General features: G+C 59.0%; 12 protein-coding genes and 2 pseudogenes. 6 read left to right on the forward strand and 8 right to left on the reverse strand.

The window, feature by feature from the left end; genetic code table 11:
- The first annotated feature begins 195 nt into the window (after window positions 1-195).
- The gene (locus ABOC21_RS16595) at window positions 196-816 is read left to right on the forward strand and encodes a glutathione S-transferase family protein (RefSeq protein WP_426815334.1); all 621 of its coding nucleotides are present in this window, start codon (window positions 196-198) and stop codon (window positions 814-816) included.
- A gap of 2 nt (window positions 817-818) precedes the next feature.
- Here ABOC21_RS16595 and ABOC21_RS16600 read toward each other — a convergent pair whose 3' ends face one another.
- Together ABOC21_RS16600 and bssR are read right to left on the reverse strand one after the other, a co-directional pair.
- Complete coding sequence (locus tag ABOC21_RS16600) at window positions 819-1934, reverse strand: PQQ-dependent sugar dehydrogenase (protein ID WP_426815335.1); 1116 nt, start codon at window positions 1932-1934, stop codon at window positions 819-821.
- A 102-nt stretch (window positions 1935-2036) separates the two neighbouring features.
- Window positions 2037-2420 carry a biofilm formation regulator BssR gene (bssR, locus tag ABOC21_RS16605; RefSeq protein WP_426815513.1) on the reverse strand — a complete coding sequence of 128 codons (384 nt, stop codon included), beginning with the start codon at window positions 2418-2420 and terminating at the stop codon, window positions 2037-2039.
- Window positions 2421-3583: 1163 nt separating this feature from the next.
- On the opposite strand from bssR, the gene ABOC21_RS16610 reads away from it, so the two are divergent.
- Window positions 3584-3862, forward strand: a complete 279-nt coding sequence (locus ABOC21_RS16610; protein WP_426815336.1) for a hypothetical protein — start codon at window positions 3584-3586, stop codon at window positions 3860-3862.
- A gap of 315 nt (window positions 3863-4177) precedes the next feature.
- On the opposite strand, the gene ABOC21_RS16615 is transcribed toward ABOC21_RS16610, so the two are convergent.
- The gene (locus ABOC21_RS16615) at window positions 4178-4657 is read right to left on the reverse strand and encodes a hypothetical protein (RefSeq protein WP_426815514.1); all 480 of its coding nucleotides are present in this window, start codon (window positions 4655-4657) and stop codon (window positions 4178-4180) included.
- Between the two features lie 282 nt (window positions 4658-4939).
- On the opposite strand from ABOC21_RS16615, the pseudogene rimO reads away from it, so the two are divergent.
- A pseudogene (rimO, locus tag ABOC21_RS16620) lies at window positions 4940-6266 on the forward strand (30S ribosomal protein S12 methylthiotransferase RimO).
- 87 nt (window positions 6267-6353) lie between these two features.
- On the opposite strand, the gene gsiD reads toward rimO, so the two are convergent.
- The 5 genes from gsiD to iaaA form a co-directional block, all read right to left on the reverse strand.
- Window positions 6354-7265, reverse strand: coding sequence for a glutathione ABC transporter permease GsiD (gene gsiD / locus ABOC21_RS16625; protein WP_426815337.1), 912 nt, complete (start codon window positions 7263-7265; stop codon window positions 6354-6356).
- Between the two features lies 1 nt (window position 7266).
- Window positions 7267-8187, reverse strand: coding sequence for a glutathione ABC transporter permease GsiC (gene gsiC, locus ABOC21_RS16630; RefSeq protein WP_426815338.1), 921 nt, complete (start codon window positions 8185-8187; stop codon window positions 7267-7269).
- Window positions 8188-8286: 99 nt separating this feature from the next.
- Window positions 8287-9828, reverse strand: a complete 1542-nt coding sequence (gsiB, locus tag ABOC21_RS16635) for a glutathione ABC transporter substrate-binding protein GsiB (RefSeq protein ID WP_426815339.1) — start codon at window positions 9826-9828, stop codon at window positions 8287-8289.
- 37 nt (window positions 9829-9865) lie between these two features.
- Window positions 9866-11722 carry a glutathione ABC transporter ATP-binding protein GsiA gene (gene gsiA / locus ABOC21_RS16640; protein WP_426815340.1) on the reverse strand — a complete coding sequence of 619 codons (1857 nt, stop codon included), beginning with the start codon at window positions 11720-11722 and terminating at the stop codon, window positions 9866-9868.
- Window positions 11723-11735: 13 nt separating this feature from the next.
- Window positions 11736-12677, reverse strand: a complete 942-nt coding sequence (iaaA, locus tag ABOC21_RS16645) for a beta-aspartyl-peptidase (RefSeq protein ID WP_426815341.1) — start codon at window positions 12675-12677, stop codon at window positions 11736-11738.
- A gap of 216 nt (window positions 12678-12893) precedes the next feature.
- Here iaaA and moeA point away from each other — a divergent pair.
- The 3 genes and pseudogenes from moeA to ABOC21_RS16660 all read left to right on the forward strand — a co-directional run bounded on the left by moeA (window position 12894) and on the right by ABOC21_RS16660 (window position 15937).
- Window positions 12894-14130 (forward strand): annotated as a pseudogene (gene moeA, locus ABOC21_RS16650) (molybdopterin molybdotransferase MoeA).
- Window positions 14130-14885 carry a molybdopterin-synthase adenylyltransferase MoeB gene (gene moeB, locus ABOC21_RS16655; protein WP_426815342.1) on the forward strand — a complete coding sequence of 252 codons (756 nt, stop codon included), beginning with the start codon at window positions 14130-14132 and terminating at the stop codon, window positions 14883-14885. Before moeA ends, moeB begins: the two are co-directional and overlap by 1 nt.
- 152 nt (window positions 14886-15037) lie before the next feature.
- Entirely contained in the window at window positions 15038-15937 is a 900-nt protein-coding gene (locus ABOC21_RS16660; protein WP_426815343.1) for a glycyl-radical enzyme activating protein, read from the forward strand.
- Window positions 15938-15939: the final 2 nt, after the last annotated feature.

Here is a 15939-nt window from a genome sequence, read left to right on the forward strand (position 1 = left end):
CAGCCGGTGAGTAAAGCGTACAAATGATCTTAAAGAAACAGCGAGTTGGTAAAGTTTTTAAAGTTTACGCAATAACCTCGCGTCTTGCTGAAAACAGAGCAATTTTTTTGATCGTGATTGCCTATATATTAACTTTATTCCAACATAATGGCTCATCTTGTTGCAACGACGGCTCAATAACTGACGGGAACCGATATGATTACGCTATGGGGCAGAAACAATTCAACTAACGTGAAGAAAGTACGCTGGGTGCTGGAGGAGCTGGACCTTCCCTATCAGCAGATTATGGCGGGGCTGGAGTTTGGCTTGAATCACGACGCAGAGTACCTGGCGATGAATCCGAACGGTCTGGTGCCGCTGCTGAAGGACGATGACCTTGTGCTGTGGGAGTCGAACGCCATTATTCGCTATCTGGCGGCGCAGTACGGGCAAAACCGCCTGTGGGTTGACGATCCGGTCCTGCGGGCGCAGGGCGACAAGTGGATGGACTGGGCCAACGGCTCGCTCTCTCCCGCCCACCGCCCGGTATTGATGGGGCTGGTGAGAACGCCGGTGGAAAAACGCGATCCTGCGGCGATTGCCGCCGGTATCGCCGGCTGTGAAGCGCTCTTCGCCATCCTCGACGCCGAGCTGGCGGTATTCCCGTGGCTCTCCGGCGAGTCGTTTGGCCTCGGCGATATTGCCGTTGCGCCGTTCGTCTACAACCTGATGAGCATCGTCACGACCTGGCAACCGCGCCCGAACCTGCAGCGCTGGTATCAGCAGATTAACGAACGCCAGGCCTGGCACAGCGTCGTGGCGATCCCGGTCACCTGAGGCTAGCTCTGCGGGCTGACCTTCAGCAGTTCGCCGTTGGATTCGTCGGTCAGAAGATACAGATAGCCATCGGGTCCGACGCGAACGTCGCGGATACGCTGGCCGCGATCGCGCAGAATTCGCGCCTCTTCGCTGACGCTATTGCCCTTTACGTCGAGGACAATCAGCGACTGGTCCTTCAGCGCGCCGATAAACAGCTTGTGCCGCCACTGGGGGAAGGTTGCGGAATCGTAGAAGGCCATGCCGCTCACCGCGGGCGACGTTTTCCAGACAAACAGCGGCGCTTCGGTTCCCTCCACCGCCGTTCCCTGCGCTTCCGGGATAGGCAGGCCGCTGTAATTTATGCCGTGCGTCGCCAGCGGCCAGCCGTAGTTCTTGCCTCTCTGCGGGATGTTAATCTCATCCCCGCCACGCGGGCCGTGCTCGTTGAGCCACAGGGTATCGCTCCACGGATTGAGCGCCATCCCCTGCGGGTTACGGATCCCGTAGGCCCAAATTTCCGGCCTGGCGTCGGCGCGGCCGACAAACGGATTATCCGCCGGAACCTCTCCCGCCTCGGTCAAACGCACCACTTTGCCCTGCAGCTTGTCGAGATCCTGGGCCGTCGCGCGCTGGTTATTCTCGCCTAAGCCAATAAACAGGTGCCCCTTACCGTCAAATACCAGACGTCCGCCAAAGTGGTTGCCGATGGAGAGCTTCGGCTGCTGGCGAAAGACCACCTGAAAATTCTCCAGCCGCCGGCGATCCTCACTCAGGCGGCCGTATCCTACCGCGGTTCCCGCTTTGCCATCCTCCCCGGCCTCCGCATAGCTCAGCCACACCTTGCGCGAATGGGAAAAGTCCGGCGCCAGCGCCACGTCAAGCAACCCGCCCTGCCCGCTGGCCCATACCTGCGGCACGCCGGAAATCGCCGGCGACAGCCCCTCTCCCTGGCGCCAGAGCTTCAGCTCGCCGCCGCGGAGGGTGATCAGTATCCCCTGCCGGTCGGGGAGGAAAGCCAGCGCCCACGGATGGTCGAGCTTGTTTTGCAGAACCTCGACGCGCACCTTCTCGGCGGCGACGGCGGCGGCAGGTAACAGCAGAGCGGCAAAGGCTAACAGGGCGACGGTCTGGCGCATGGCGAACTCCTTTTATCAGCAATGGGATAAGAGTAGTCAGCGAAGGAGAGCGGCAGGGGGAGTTTTACATAACATTAAGCAGGGGGGCATGCCCCCCTGAATTCAGACGCGGGTAATTGGCACTGATGCATTCAGTTTATGAATGTTCAGCGCCAATCCTGCCAGGCAGCGTTCTAGCGTCTCTACGTTAACCGCAATATAAGACGGACAATCGTGATGCCCGCTCATCAGGCAAACCGCCGCGGAAGCAACGGCTTCACCGGCAAGACGAAGAGCGTCCTTTTCCTCCGGCGTAACGGCGTGCTGCAACCGCGGCGCGCCTTCACGCATTTCACGACAAAGCTCAAACAGGTTATCACGCAGATGCTCATTCTCGCTGACTGACATATAGCCTTTAGCTTTGCGCAGCTGCAGATAAGCCTCGAGATCAATATTGGCATTAATCAGCTTATGCAAAAGGTTACGATACAGTCTGTCAACGGTCATCATCGTTCCTCCTCTGCTGTCCATTACCATAATTATAATATGGTCATTTTTTTGCGCAAAATCATGCGCGGGGTCAATAATTCCTGGTTAATTAACATCATTTACAATGTTGCGATAATGTTTAAATCTGCCTCAATGTTTCGTTAGCGCAACCGCGGCGGTATAGCGCAAAATCTGGCGCACAAAGGGAGCAAGCGGCCAATATTGCGGTATGAGAGAGGATGTTTCTTCGACACAATATAGGCAGGGGCCGATCGCCGCGGTGGGAAATAAGCACAGTTCCGCGAGCATAATAAAGCGGATATCCGCGAAACAGCGGCGGATATCAGCAGGATATTAAGGCCGCGATCCCAGCCTGCCGCTAAATATTTTACCGCCGCAGCTGCTAACAACTATATAAATAGTAATTTATTTTTATTTAACATTAACTCATTATTCGCACAAGATGCTAAATGGATAGCAAACGGAAGAGAGAAAACTATTTTTACAGTATACATACCCGGCACAACGCAGCAGAATATAGCCATCTATAAACCATGCCAGGCGTTCTTATGAAAATAATGATGATAATAATTGTGCTGTCCGCGCTCATTTTTATTTTCATAAATCCTCTGAATTCAGAGCCTGTTACGCCGCATGATTATTATTTTGATACATTCCACGTTAGCATTAACGACCGGCATCAGGAACCCGAGCTAAATCCTCGCGCCTTGCCACGGAGCCTGTAAACACAGTCCATAAATGGCGGAACAACTGCCGGTAGCATAGAGAGAATAACGCCCGTTAAATAGCCCACGGAATAAGTCAATATCACCTGCGATGCACAATCAGCCGGTGACCATCAACCTGTTTATCCACTGACTATGACAGAGAATATGAAACTTAAAAATAGTAAAAAAACACATACCGGTAGCATCGTATTTACATTATTTATCGTAATGAACGTTCTGATGCTGGCCGTCAGCATCTACGTACTCTATTTTAGCTCTGCGGCGCCCTTTGCGGATCACCGAATTATCCGCGACGCGACCTTCTGGATTAGCGCATTCAAGCACATCCTCTTTCTTAGCGGCCTGTGGATTTTCTTCGATGTCATTTTTTCAGTTTACTTTTTCTTCAAAAGAAAATAATACGCCAATCTTCTACCTATTACGGAAAGCAGCATGATATTTATCCTCGTCTGGCTCATTGCGATGGGCACCAGTGAATTATTACTTTGGTCATACAGTTATCTCCATATTCTGTCACCGGTTATCTACATCACCCTCTGTCTTATGTATTTGTATCAGCGTAAAAAAATCCGCCACTGTCCTGATTTAAGCAGCAATGAGCAAAAGATCAGGGTGCTGCGGTTAGGGATTGTGTTCCTTATCGCCATGCTGATTATGCTGGCGCTCACCGTACATATTAATGTGCTGATTAGCCTGTACGGCAATTTTTAATCCCGACGTATAAAGGCGGTTCGGCCAGCGCCCAGGGCCGGTAGTTGCCGAACCGTTGTATCGATATTACCGGCATGCCCGTCTTATCAGACGATATTCGGCGGAGGAAAGGGATAACGCCAGATATCGACGCCCGGCGTTCACTTTCAGGATCAATATATGCTCCGCCGTTTGCTGATGATCTGCTCTATTTTGCTACTTTGCAGCTGCTACCCTTTAGATAAAAAAGAGGACGACCTACCCGATATACGACTGAACAGGCCGCAGTGCGCAAGCCGAAATAATGTTATCACATGCGACTGGAGATAATGCTGCTTAGCGGAAGCGCCACTGAACGCTCATCACGAAAATCGCCGGAATAATAATTCCGCCCTCAACGCCAAAATAATCCGTAAAGTTATACTGCAGGCCATGATAAACATAGGGGGAGAAGCCTACCCCGGTTAACTTCTTCGCCGTCCGGTAGGCCCCCGAGTCGCCGCAGTGGCTAAATGCTTTAAAAAAGAATTCCCCGGTGTAGGCGTATACGCCTTTAAACGTCCAGCCGCCTGGGCCTGAAACCCAGTCTCTTCTCATCCCCAGCGACAGGCAGCGATCGTCAAAACTATTTTTCATCGTCCCGGCTAACGCGCTATATCTGGAATCCGGCGAAAACTTTCGCTCTACTGACAGAAACTGATTATTAAAATGCTCGTTATACTGGCCATGGTTTCCCGTCAGGTGGTAGACATACGACCCGCTATTTATCGAATATAAACTAAGCTCCCCGGCATACCCTGACCCTGCGGCCAGCATTGAAATACCTAATATACAACTGCGTTTTTTAAACATGGACCAACTCTGAAAACGGCAAACGGATAACCTGAAAAGAAAAGCATCACGCTAGCACAGCGCGTCTAAACCGATACTCAATCACTTTTTATCCCGCGTCTTCGGCCGCCACTGGCTTCCCGGGAAACGGCCGGCGATAAAGATCGCCCGCCCGATGGCGAAAACAGAGATACCAGTACAATTTTCCCGCCAACCTCTGTAGAATCCCTGCCCTGACCATTCCAATAATTGAACACTTTTTAAGCTATGAGCAATGTAACGCACCAGCCGAAGATCGGCTTCGTCTCCCTTGGCTGTCCGAAAAACCTTGTCGACTCAGAACGCATCCTGACCGAACTGCGCACCGGAGGGTATGACGTGGTTCCTACCTACGAAAACGCCGATATGGTTATCGTCAACACCTGCGGCTTTATCGATAGCGCCGTTCAGGAGTCGCTGGAAGCGATTGGTGAAGCCTTAAAAGAAAACGGCAAAGTGATCGTTACCGGCTGCCTGGGCGCGAAAGAAGACCAGATTCGCGAAGTTCACCCGAAAGTGCTGGAGATCACCGGCCCGCACAGCTACGAGCAGGTGCTCGAGCACGTCCACCACTACACGCCGAAGCCGAAGCACAACCCGTTCCTGAGCCTGGTGCCGGAACAGGGCGTTAAGCTGACGCCGCGCCACTACGCTTACCTGAAAATTTCCGAAGGCTGCAACCACCGCTGCACCTTCTGCATCATTCCGTCCATGCGCGGCGATCTGGTGAGCCGTCCGATTGGCGAAGTGCTGTCGGAAGCTAAGCGCCTGGCCGACGCCGGGGTGAAAGAGCTGCTGGTGATCTCTCAGGATACCTCCGCCTACGGCGTCGACGTGAAGCATCGTACCGGCTTCCACGACGGCATGCCGGTGAAAACCAGCATGGTCAGCCTGTGCGAAGAGCTGGCGAAACTGGGTATCTGGGTGCGCCTGCACTACGTTTACCCCTACCCGCACGTCGACGACGTGATCCCGCTGATGGCGGAAGGTAAAATCCTGCCGTATCTCGATATCCCGCTGCAGCACGCCAGCCCGCGGATCCTCAAGATGATGAAACGCCCGGGCTCCGCCGATCGCCAGTTGGCGCGCATCAAGCAGTGGCGTGAAGTCTGCCCTGACCTGACCCTGCGTTCGACCTTTATCGTCGGCTTCCCGGGCGAAACGGAAGAAGATTTCCAGATGCTGCTCGACTTCCTGAAAGAAGCCCGCCTTGACCGCGTCGGCTGCTTTAAATACAGCCCGGTCGATGGCGCGACCGCCAACGAGCTGGCGGATCAGGTGGCGGAAGAGGTGAAAGAGGAGCGCTGGAACCGCTTTATGCAGGCTGCAGCAGCAGATCTCCGCCGAACGTCTGCAGGAGAAGGTCGGCCGCGAAATCATGGTACTTATCGACGAAGTTGACGAAGAAGGCGCCATTGGCCGCAGCATGGCCGACGCCCCGGAAATCGACGGCGCGGTGTATCTGAACGGCGAAACCAAAGTCAAACCGGGCGACGTGCTGCGGGTCAAAGTTGAGCACGCCGACGAGTACGACCTGTGGGGTAGCCGGGTTTAATACGCTTCTTACTCCGGCTACGCGTCAGCGCCAGCCGGAGCCTTCCGGAGGCGGCGCGGCGCGCCCTCTCCGGACTCCTCTCTCAGCCTACCCCTTTATCTTCGGATCCAGCGCATCGCGCAGGCCGTCGCCCAGCAGGTTGAACGCCAGCACCGTCAGAAAAATAGCGATCGCCGGAAACAGCGCCACGTGCGGCGCCATCACCATATCCGCCCGCGCTTCGTTCAGCATCGCCCCCCACTCCGGGGTCGGCGGCTGCGCGCCGAGGCCGAGGAATGAGAGGCTGGCGGCGGAGATTATCGACACCCCGATACGCATGGTGAAATAGACCACAATCGACGACACCGTGCCGGGCAGAATATGGCTGAAGAGGATCGTCGCATCGCTGGCGCCGATGCTGCGCGCCGACTCGATAAACGTCTGCTGCTTGAGGACCAGCGTATTGCCGCGCACCAGGCGCGCAAAAGCCGGAATGGAGAAGATCGCCACCGCGATGATCACGTTCGACATCCCGCTCCCCATCACCGCCACCACGGCGATCGCCAGCAGGATCCCCGGGAACGCGAACAGCACGTCGCAGATGCGCATAATTATCCGGTCCCACCAGCCTTCATAGTAACCGGCCAGCAGCCCGAGTACGGTGCCGATTGCCGCGCCGATCAGCACCGCCAGCACCCCGGCAGCCAGCGAAATCTGCGCCCCGACCAGCACCCGGCTGAAGATATCCCGACCCAGCGAATCGACGCCGAACCAGTGCAGCGCCGACGGACCGTCGTTGAGGCGATCGTAGTCAAAGTAGTTTTCCGCATCGAACGGCGCGATCCACGGCGCCACGGCGGCTACCACGATCAGCAGCAGCACAAACACGCCGGCGCCCATCGCCACCGGCTGACGGCGAAAGCGCCGCCAGAACTCATGCCACGGCGTTCGTATCTGACCGGGTTTGATCCCCGGCATGGCGTTGATAACCGCCTGCCTTCTCCAGTTGAGCAATCGCACCTTACTTGTACCTGATAGCCGGGTTAATGGCGGCATACAGCACGTCCACCACTAAATTGATAAGAATAAATTCCAGCGAAAACAGCAGAACTTCCGCCTGAATCACCGGATAGTCGCGCATCTCGACCGAATCCACCAGCAGCCTGCCGAGCCCCGGCCAGTTGAAGACTTTCTCCACCACGATCGAGCCGCCGAGCAGGAAGCCAAACTGCAGCCCCATCATCGTCACCACCGGGATCATCGCATTGCGCAGGCCGTGCTTAAGCACCACCAGCGTCTCGCTGACCCCTTTCGCCCGCGCGGTGCGCATATAGTCCTCGTGCAGCACATCGACGAACGATGCGCGGGTAAAGCGCGCCATCACCGCGGCCACCGCCGCCCCCAGGGTCACGGAGGGCAGAATATAGTGCCGCCAGCTATCGGCGCCCACCGTCGGCAGCCAGCCAAGTTCGACGGAGAAAACCTGCATCAGCAGCATCCCGAGGGCAAAAGCCGGAAAGGAGATACCGGTCACCGCCAGCGCCATCCCCAGCCGGTCCGGCCAGCGGTTGCGCCAGACCGCGGCGGCAATCCCCGCCGCCATACCAAACACCACCGCCCAGCTCATGCTGGCAAGCGTCAGCCACAGCGTCGGCATAAAGCGGCTGGCGATTTCGCTACTCACCGGGCGGCGCGAGGCCATCGAGATGCCAAAATCCCCCTGCAGCACGCTGGTGATATAGTGCCAGAACTGGACGTGCAGCGGCCGATCGAGCCCCAACTGCTCGCGGACCATCGCGACGACCTGCGCATCGGCTTCCGGTCCGGCAATCAGCCGCGCCGGGTCGCCGGGCAGCAGATGCACAAACAAAAAAACCAGCACCGCCACGATCAGCAGGGTGGGAATCAGCCCCAGCAGGCGTTTAATCACGTAATTAAGCATCGCCTCTCCTCACCCGAACCCTCGGCGCGAACGGCAGAGGGAGCAAGGCCCGGCGCCCTCTCCCCGCGGGGGAGAGGGTCGGGATAAAGGTAACCACCGTCACTGGGCTAAATCCGCCTGCTCAAAGCTGAATCCGGTATCCGGCTGAATATAAAAACCGCTCAGATTCTTACTGTGCGCGGAGACCAGTTTTTCCACCACCAGCGGGACCCACGGCGACTCTTTCCAGATAATCTCCTGGGCCTGCTTGTAGAGCCGCGTTTTTTCCGCAGCGTCGGTCGTTTTCAGGGCATCGGCGAGGTCTTTGTCTACCTGCGGATTGCCGTAGAAAGCGGTATTAAACAGGGTCGGCGGCCAGTTTTGTGAGGCGAAAAGCGGCGACAGCGCCCAGTCGGCTTCCCCGGTCGAGGCCGACCAGCCGGTGTAGAACATGCGTACACCGCTCTCTTTCTGTCCTTTACCTTCCACTTCCGCCGCGCGCTGGCCGGCATCCATCGCCGTCAGCTGCGCTTTAATGCCCACCTGCGCCAGCTGCTGCTGGGTAAACTGCAGCACCTTCTGAGCGGTGCTGTGGTTGTGCGATGACCACAGCGTGGTGCTGAATCCGTTCGGGAAACCGGCCTCCTTGAGCAGCTCGCGGGCCTTAGCCGGATCGTACGGCCACGCTTTAAAGGTCTCGGCATAGGCGATAGACGGCGGCACGACGCCGGTTGCCGGCGTGGCGTACCCGGCGAAGGCGACCTTCACCAGCGCCTGGCGGTTGATGGCGTAGTTAATCGCCTCGCGCACCTTCGGGTTATCAAACGGCTTCTGCGTGACGTTCATGCTGATATAACGCTGCATGATCGACGGGCTGGCGACCAGCTCCAGCTTGTCGTTTTTCGCCAGCAGCGGCGCCTGCTCGTAGGGGATCGGGAAGGCAAACTGCGCCTCGCCGGTTTGCAGCATCGCGGCGCGGGTGTTGTTATCCACCACCGGACGCCAGGTGATGGAGTCGAGCTTCGGCAGGCCCGGCTGCCAGTAGCCGGCAAACTTCGTCACCTTCACAAAATCGGTCTGGTTCCAGGTATCTAGCTGATACGGACCGGTGCCGACAGGATGAAAACCAATCTCTTTGCCATATTTTTTCAGCGCCGCCGGGGAGATCATCGCCGTAGCCGGATGGGCCAGGACGTTGATAAACGCCGAGAAAGGCTGCCTGAGGGTGATTTTTACCGTCGTCGGGTCAACCGCCTCGGTGCTGGCGATATTTTTGTAAAGGTTATAGCGCTTGAGATGATTATCCGCATTGCTGGCGCGGTCGAGGTTGGCCTTCACCGCTTCAGCGTTAAAATCGGTACCGTCCTGGAACTTCACCCCCTGGTGCAGCTTAATGGTGTAGACCAGGCCGTCGGGCGAAACGGTATAGCTCTCCGCGAGGACGTTCTGCACCTTCATCTCTTTATCGAGGCCGAACAGCCCCTGATAGAATGACTTGGCAACCGCCTGGGATAAGGTGTCGTTGGCATCATAAGGGTCGAGGGTCGTAAAATTAGAACCGACCGCCACCACCACATCTTTTGCGGCCAGCGCCGGCGCCGTCGCCAGCGCCGAAGCGACGCCCAGCGCCAGCAACCATTTGCGTGATACGCGTTGTGTCATGTTGTTCTCCTGAAATGCTGCGTTATTGGTGTCGTTGTTATCTTCCCAACACGTCGGCGGCAGGTTCCCGGGCGACGAAATGTCCGGGCCCTACCTGTTGTAACGGCGCGCTGGCTACCTCTTCCCCTCGCTTATAGATATTGCCCGGTAGCTCGTCAGAGAGCAGTACGCGCTGCGGATGACGATGCGCCGGGTCGGCCACCGGTACGGCGGCCATCAGCTTGCGGGTATAGGGATGCTGCGGGTTTTCAAATACGGCGCGGCGCGGGCCAATCTCAACGATTCGCCCGCGGTACATCACCGCAACGCGATGGCTGATACGCTCAACCACCGCCATATCGTGGGAAATAAACAGAAAGGCGATGCCCATTTCACGCTGTAAATCGAGCATCAGGTTGATAATCTGCGCGCGAATTGAGACGTCGAGCGCCGAAACCGACTCGTCGGCAATCACCACCTTTGGATTCAGCGCCAGCGCCCGCGCAATGCATACGCGCTGGCGCTGGCCGCCGGAAAACTCGTGCGGATAGCGCCAGGCGTGTTCCGGCTGCAGGCCGACGCGCTCGAGGAGCCAGGCCACGCGCTGGCGGGCCGCCTCGCCTTCCAGCAGGCCGTGCACGCGCAGCGGCTCCATAATCGAGTAGCCCACCGTTTGCCGCGGATCGAGCGAGGCGTACGGGTCCTGGAAAATAAACTGAATATCGCGGCGCAGCGCCTGGAGCTTAGCGCCGGCCAGGGTATCGATGCGTTCGCCGTTAAATACGATAGTCCCGCTCTCGGCCGCCACCAGCCGCAGCAGCGCCCGGCCGGTGGTGGATTTGCCGCAGCCGGACTCGCCGACCAGCGACAAGGTTTCTCCCGACCAGAGGTCAAAGCTGACCTTTTCAACCGCGTGCACCTCGCGGGTAATCCGGTTCAAAATGCCGCTGCGCAGCGGGAAGCGCGCCACCAGGTCGCGGACCTGCAGAATCGGCTCGCCGGCGACAACGGTATCCTGTTCTCCGTCATCGGGCGCGCTTTGGTTGAGCAGCGGGAAGCGGCGCGGCAGATCGCTGCCGCGCATCGAGCCGAGGCGCGGAACCGCCGCCAGCAGCGCCTGGGTGTAAGGGTGCTCAGGCGCGCGGAAAATATCTTCGACCGTCCCGCTCTCCACCGCTTCGCCGCGGTACATCACCAGCACGCGATCGGCAATATCGGCCACCACGCCCATATCGTGAGTAATAAAAATAACCCCCATCTCCATCTCTTTTTGCAGCACGGCAATCAGCTGGAGGATCTGCGCCTGGATGGTGACATCCAGCGCGGTGGTGGGTTCGTCGGCAATCAGCACCGCCGGGCGACACGAGAGCGCCATGGCGATCATCACCCGCTGGCGCATCCCGCCGGAGAGCTGATGCGGATAGCGCGACAGCATCGTTTCAGCTTCCGGGATCCGCACCTGGTCGAGCATTTTTTTTGCTTCGCGCAGCGCCTCGTCATGGCCCAGATTCTGGTGCAGGCGAATGGACTCGGCAATCTGTTCGCCGATGGTAAATACCGGATTCAGCGAGGTCATCGGCTCCTGGAAAATCATCGCGATATCCGCCCCGCGCACGTGGCGCATTGCCGAAGCGGACTGTTCGCCAAGCGCAATGACCTGATTATTGCGCCGGCGCAGCCACAGCGCGTCGCTGCTGACCTGACCGGCGGCGGCGTCGAGCAGACGCATCAGCGCCAGCGCGGTAACCGACTTCCCCGAGCCCGACTCGCCCACAATGGCTAACGTTTCGCCGCGCCGCAGGTTGAACGAAAGATGCCGCACCGCAGAAAAGGTCTGCTGCTCCTGGCTGAACGTGACGTTCAGATCGCGCACCACCAGAACATCGCTGGCGTCGATTTCTTGACTATGCGACAACGTCCCCGCCCCCTTATTCACGATAAATACCAATAGTGGGCGTATCGCCCGCGTAGCACCAGGCCCGATACATGCCTTCGCTGTTAAACGGCAGCGCCACGTTGCCTTCCCGGTCGATGGCGATCAGCCCGCCGCTGCCGCCGAGCGCCGGCAGTTTCTCCATCACCACCCGCTCGCAGGCCGCATGCAGGCTCAGGTTCGCGTACTCCATCAGCGCGGCGATATCGTAGGCCGCGAGGGTGCGAATAAACACCTCCCCGGTGCCGGTACAGGAGACCGCCACGCTGGCGTTATTGGCGTAGCAGCCGGCTCCGGGCAGCGGGCTATCGCCAACGCGCCCGGGAAGCTTATTGGTCATCCCACCGGTGGAGGTCGCGGCGGCGAGGTTGCCGGCGATATCCAGCGCCACCGCGCCGACGGTGCCCATTTTATGCCGCTCGTCCAGCGGCGCGGCGCCGTGATCGAGGACGACCTCATTCTCTTCCTGCGCCTGCTGCAGCTGCAGACGGCGCCCGGTGGTCGAAAAGAGATCGTTTTCCACCCGCGCCATACCGCGCGAGGCGGCGAACGCTTCCGCCCCTTCGCCAATCAGCAGCACGTGCGGGCTCTGCTCCAGCACCAACCGCGCGGCCAGTACCGGGTTACGCAGATGCTTTACGCCGGCAACCGCTCCGGCATGCAGGCTGTTGCCGTCCATTACGCAGGCGTCGAGCTCATGGGTGGCGTCCCGGGTAAACACTGAACCGATGCCGGCGTTAAACAGCGGACACTCCTCCAGCAGGCGCACCGCCTCGGTGACCGTGTCCAGCGCGCTGGCGCCCGCCGCCAGCATTTTCTGCCCGCTATCGACAATCGCCGACAGCGCCGCCACGAACTGCCGCTCGCGCTCCGGCGTCAGCTGCGATCGGCTAATTGCCCCCGCGCCGCCGTGAATTGCTATCACCGCCTTGCTCATTCCGCCATTCCTTCATGCCGCATCAGGTCTCTGCCCACGCAAAGCAAGCTTAAATAATAAAGTGTATAGATATCATTATCGTGCTGACTGTCCTATACAATTTTTGAATATAGAAAGAGCGGGCGGTGATGTAAAGCCTGTACCCAGGTGGCATATAGCCGCCCGCACTTTTCTGCCATAATAGGCGCTTTCGATGTTTGCCCGCAGGAGAAACCCATGGATTTTACCGCCGGACTGATGCCTCTCGACACAGCCCTGACCCAGATGCTCAACCGTATTACGCCGCTGAACGCGCTGGAAACCGTGCCGCTGTTGCAGGCCTTTTCGCGCGTGGCCGCCCATGATCTCGTTTCGCCGCTGGACGTCCCCGGGTTTGATAACTCGGCCATGGACGGCTACGCCGTACGCCTCGCCGATCTTGCCGACGGCGCGGCGCTGCCGGTCGCCGGCAAAGCCTTCGCCGGCCAGCCGTTCCACGACGCCTGGCCTGCGGGCACCTGCGTTCGCATTATGACCGGCGCGCCGGTTCCGCCGGGCTGCGATGCGGTGGTGATGCAGGAAGAGACCGAGCAAACCGCCGACGGCGTTCGCTTTATCGCCGCGGTAAAGGCCGGGCAGAATATTCGTCGTCGCGGGGAAGATATCGCTAACGGCGCGGTGGTATTCCCGGCCGGTACGCCGCTGACCGTCGCGGAGTTGCCGGTGCTGGCGTCGCTGGGCATCGCCGAGGTCGAGGTGGTACGCAAAGTTCGCGTGGCGGTATTCTCTACCGGCGACGAGCTGCAGCTGCCGGGCCAGCCGCTTGGCGACGGGCAAATCTACGATACCAACCGCCTGGCGGTGCACCTGATGCTCCAGCAGACTGGGCTGCGAGGTGATCAACCTCGGCATTATTGCCGACGATCCGGCGAAACTGCGCGCGGCGTTTATCGCCGCCGACCAGCAGGCCGATGTGGTGATCAGCTCGGGCGGCGTCTCGGTCGGCGAGGCGGATTACACCAAAGAGATCCTCGAAGAGCTCGGCGAAATCGGCTTCTGGAAGCTGGCGATCAAGCCCGGTAAACCTTTTGCTTTCGGCAAGCTCAGCAACAGCTGGTTCTGCGGCCTGCCGGGCAATCCGGTTTCCGCCACCCTCACCTTCTATCAGCTGGTGCTGCCGCTGCTGGCAAAACTGAGCGGCAGCGCGGCCAGCGCGCAGCCGATGCGCCTGCGCGTGCGGGCGGCGACGCGACTGAAAAAATCTCCGGGGCGCCTCGACTTCCAGCGCGGCGTGCTGCAGCGTAATCCGGACGGCGAGCTGGCGGTGGCCTCCACCGGTCATCAGGGTTCGCACATCTTCAGCTCCTTCAGCCAGGGCAACTGCTTTATCGTGCTGGAGCGCGAACGCGGTAACGTGGAAGCGGGCGAGTGGGTCGAAGTCGAACCCTTTAACCACCTCTTCGGAGGGCTGTGATGGACGTCGAGCTGAGCGATGAGGAGATGCTGCGCTACAACCGGCAGATAATCCTGCGCAATTTCGATTTTGACGGTCAGGAGCGGCTGAAGGCCGCCCGGGTGCTGGTGGTCGGCCTCGGTGGCCTGGGCTGCGCCGCCGCCCAGTATCTGGCGGCGGCCGGCGTCGGCGAGCTGACCCTGCTCGATTTCGATAGCGTCTCGCTCTCCAATCTACAGCGCCAGACGCTGCACTGCGATGCCGCTATCGGTCTGCCGAAGGTCGATTCCGCCCGCGATTCGCTGGCGCGGATCAACCCCCACGTGCGGCTCACTCCGCTGAATGCGCTGCTCGACCAGCCGGCGCTGGCGGCGCAGATTGCCGCCCACGATCTGGTGCTCGACTGTACCGATAACGTCGCTATTCGCAATCAGCTCAACGCCGGCTGCTTTCAGCATCAAACGCCGCTGGTCTCCGGCGCCGCGATCCGCATGGAGGGACAAATCAGCGTCTTTATGTATCAGGATAACGCGCCCTGCTATCGCTGCCTGAGCCGGCTGTTCGGCGAGAACGCCCTCACCTGCGTTGAGGCCGGGGTGATGGCGCCGCTGGTCGGCGTCATCGGCTCCCTGCAGGCGATGGAGGCCATTAAAGTCTTAACTCAGTACGGCACGCCTGCCGCGGGCAAGCTGGTGATGTACGACGCCATGACCTGTCAGTTCCGCGAAATGAAGCTAATGCGCGACCCGCAGTGCGAGGTTTGCGCCAGCCGCTAGCCCTGCTCCGGCGGCGGCCGTCGCCGGAAAATTTGTGATCGACCGCGACTTTCCCCTCTTCGCCGCAGCGGCCCGCCCCGCTTGTTGATTTGCATCAATACAACTTTCATTCGAAAGTTATTTAATCTTCATATGCAAATAAAGGGGGTCCCATGATTTTCAACATTCAGCGCTACTCGACCCATGATGGCCCAGGGATCCGCACCGTCGTATTCCTTAAAGGCTGCTCGCTGGGCTGCCGCTGGTGTCAGAACCCGGAAAGCCGCTCCCGCACGGCGGATCTACTGTACGACCCCCGCCTGTGCCTTGCCGGCTGCGATCTGTGCCAGCAGGCCGCGCCGGATGCGATAACCCGTAAACTCGACGGCCTGATTATCCATCGCCAGAAGCTCACCGCCGACCACTACGATCGGCTGCGCGACTGCTGCCCGACCACCGCCCTCAGCGTATGCGGTGAAGAAAAAGAGGTGGAGCAGATTATGGCCACGGTGCTGCGCGATAAGCCTTTTTACGATCGCAGCGGCGGCGGCGTGACCCTTTCCGGCGGCGAACCGTTTATGAATCCCGAACTGGCGCGGCTGCTGCTGCAGGCCAGCCGCGCGGCGGGGATTCATACCGCGGTCGAAACCTGCCTGCACGTGCCGTGGAAATACGTTGAGCCCTCGCTGCCCTGGATTGACCTGTTCCTCGCCGACCTCAAGCACGTCAACGAAGCCATTTTCAAAGAGTGGACCGACGGCAGCGCCGGTCGGGTGCTCGATAACCTGCAGCGCGTGGCGCAGGCGGGGAAGAAAATCATCATCCGCGTCCCGCTGATTCAGGGCTTTAACGCCGATGAGGCGACGATCGCCGCGATTACCGACTTTGCCGCCGACCGTCTGCAGGTTGGCGAGATCCACTTCCTGCCGTATCACACGCTGGGAATGAACAAATATCAGTTACTCAGTCAGCCCTATACCGCTCCGGACAAACCCCTTGCTGCCCCCGAGCTGCTCGCCTTCGCGCAGACCTACGCTCAGAGCAAAGGTTTAACGGCTACTCTACGAGGATAAAA

Source organism: Klebsiella sp. WOUb02, from assembly GCF_050058015.1.
Taxonomy (GTDB): domain Bacteria; phylum Pseudomonadota; class Gammaproteobacteria; order Enterobacterales; family Enterobacteriaceae; genus Klebsiella.

Excerpts from the sequence above, each read along its gene's own strand:
- ABOC21_RS16660 (WP_426815343.1), top strand. The coding sequence starts at position 15,038 with ATGATTTTCAACATTCAGCGCTACTCGACCCATGATGGCCCAGGGATC.
- gsiB (WP_426815339.1), bottom strand. The coding sequence starts at position 9,828 with ATGACACAACGCGTATCACGCAAATGGTTGCTGGCGCTGGGCGTCGCT.
- iaaA (WP_426815341.1), bottom strand. The coding sequence starts at position 12,677 with ATGAGCAAGGCGGTGATAGCAATTCACGGCGGCGCGGGGGCAATTAGC.
- moeB (WP_426815342.1), top strand. The coding sequence starts at position 14,130 with ATGGACGTCGAGCTGAGCGATGAGGAGATGCTGCGCTACAACCGGCAG.
- ABOC21_RS16615 (WP_426815514.1), bottom strand. The coding sequence starts at position 4,657 with ATGCTGGCCGCAGGGTCAGGGTATGCCGGGGAGCTTAGTTTATATTCG.
- ABOC21_RS16610 (WP_426815336.1), top strand. The coding sequence starts at position 3,584 with ATGATATTTATCCTCGTCTGGCTCATTGCGATGGGCACCAGTGAATTA.
- bssR (WP_426815513.1), bottom strand. The coding sequence starts at position 2,420 with ATGACCGTTGACAGACTGTATCGTAACCTTTTGCATAAGCTGATTAAT.
- gsiC (WP_426815338.1), bottom strand. The coding sequence starts at position 8,187 with ATGCTTAATTACGTGATTAAACGCCTGCTGGGGCTGATTCCCACCCTG.
- ABOC21_RS16600 (WP_426815335.1), bottom strand. The coding sequence starts at position 1,934 with ATGCGCCAGACCGTCGCCCTGTTAGCCTTTGCCGCTCTGCTGTTACCT.
- ABOC21_RS16595 (WP_426815334.1), top strand. The coding sequence starts at position 196 with ATGATTACGCTATGGGGCAGAAACAATTCAACTAACGTGAAGAAAGTA.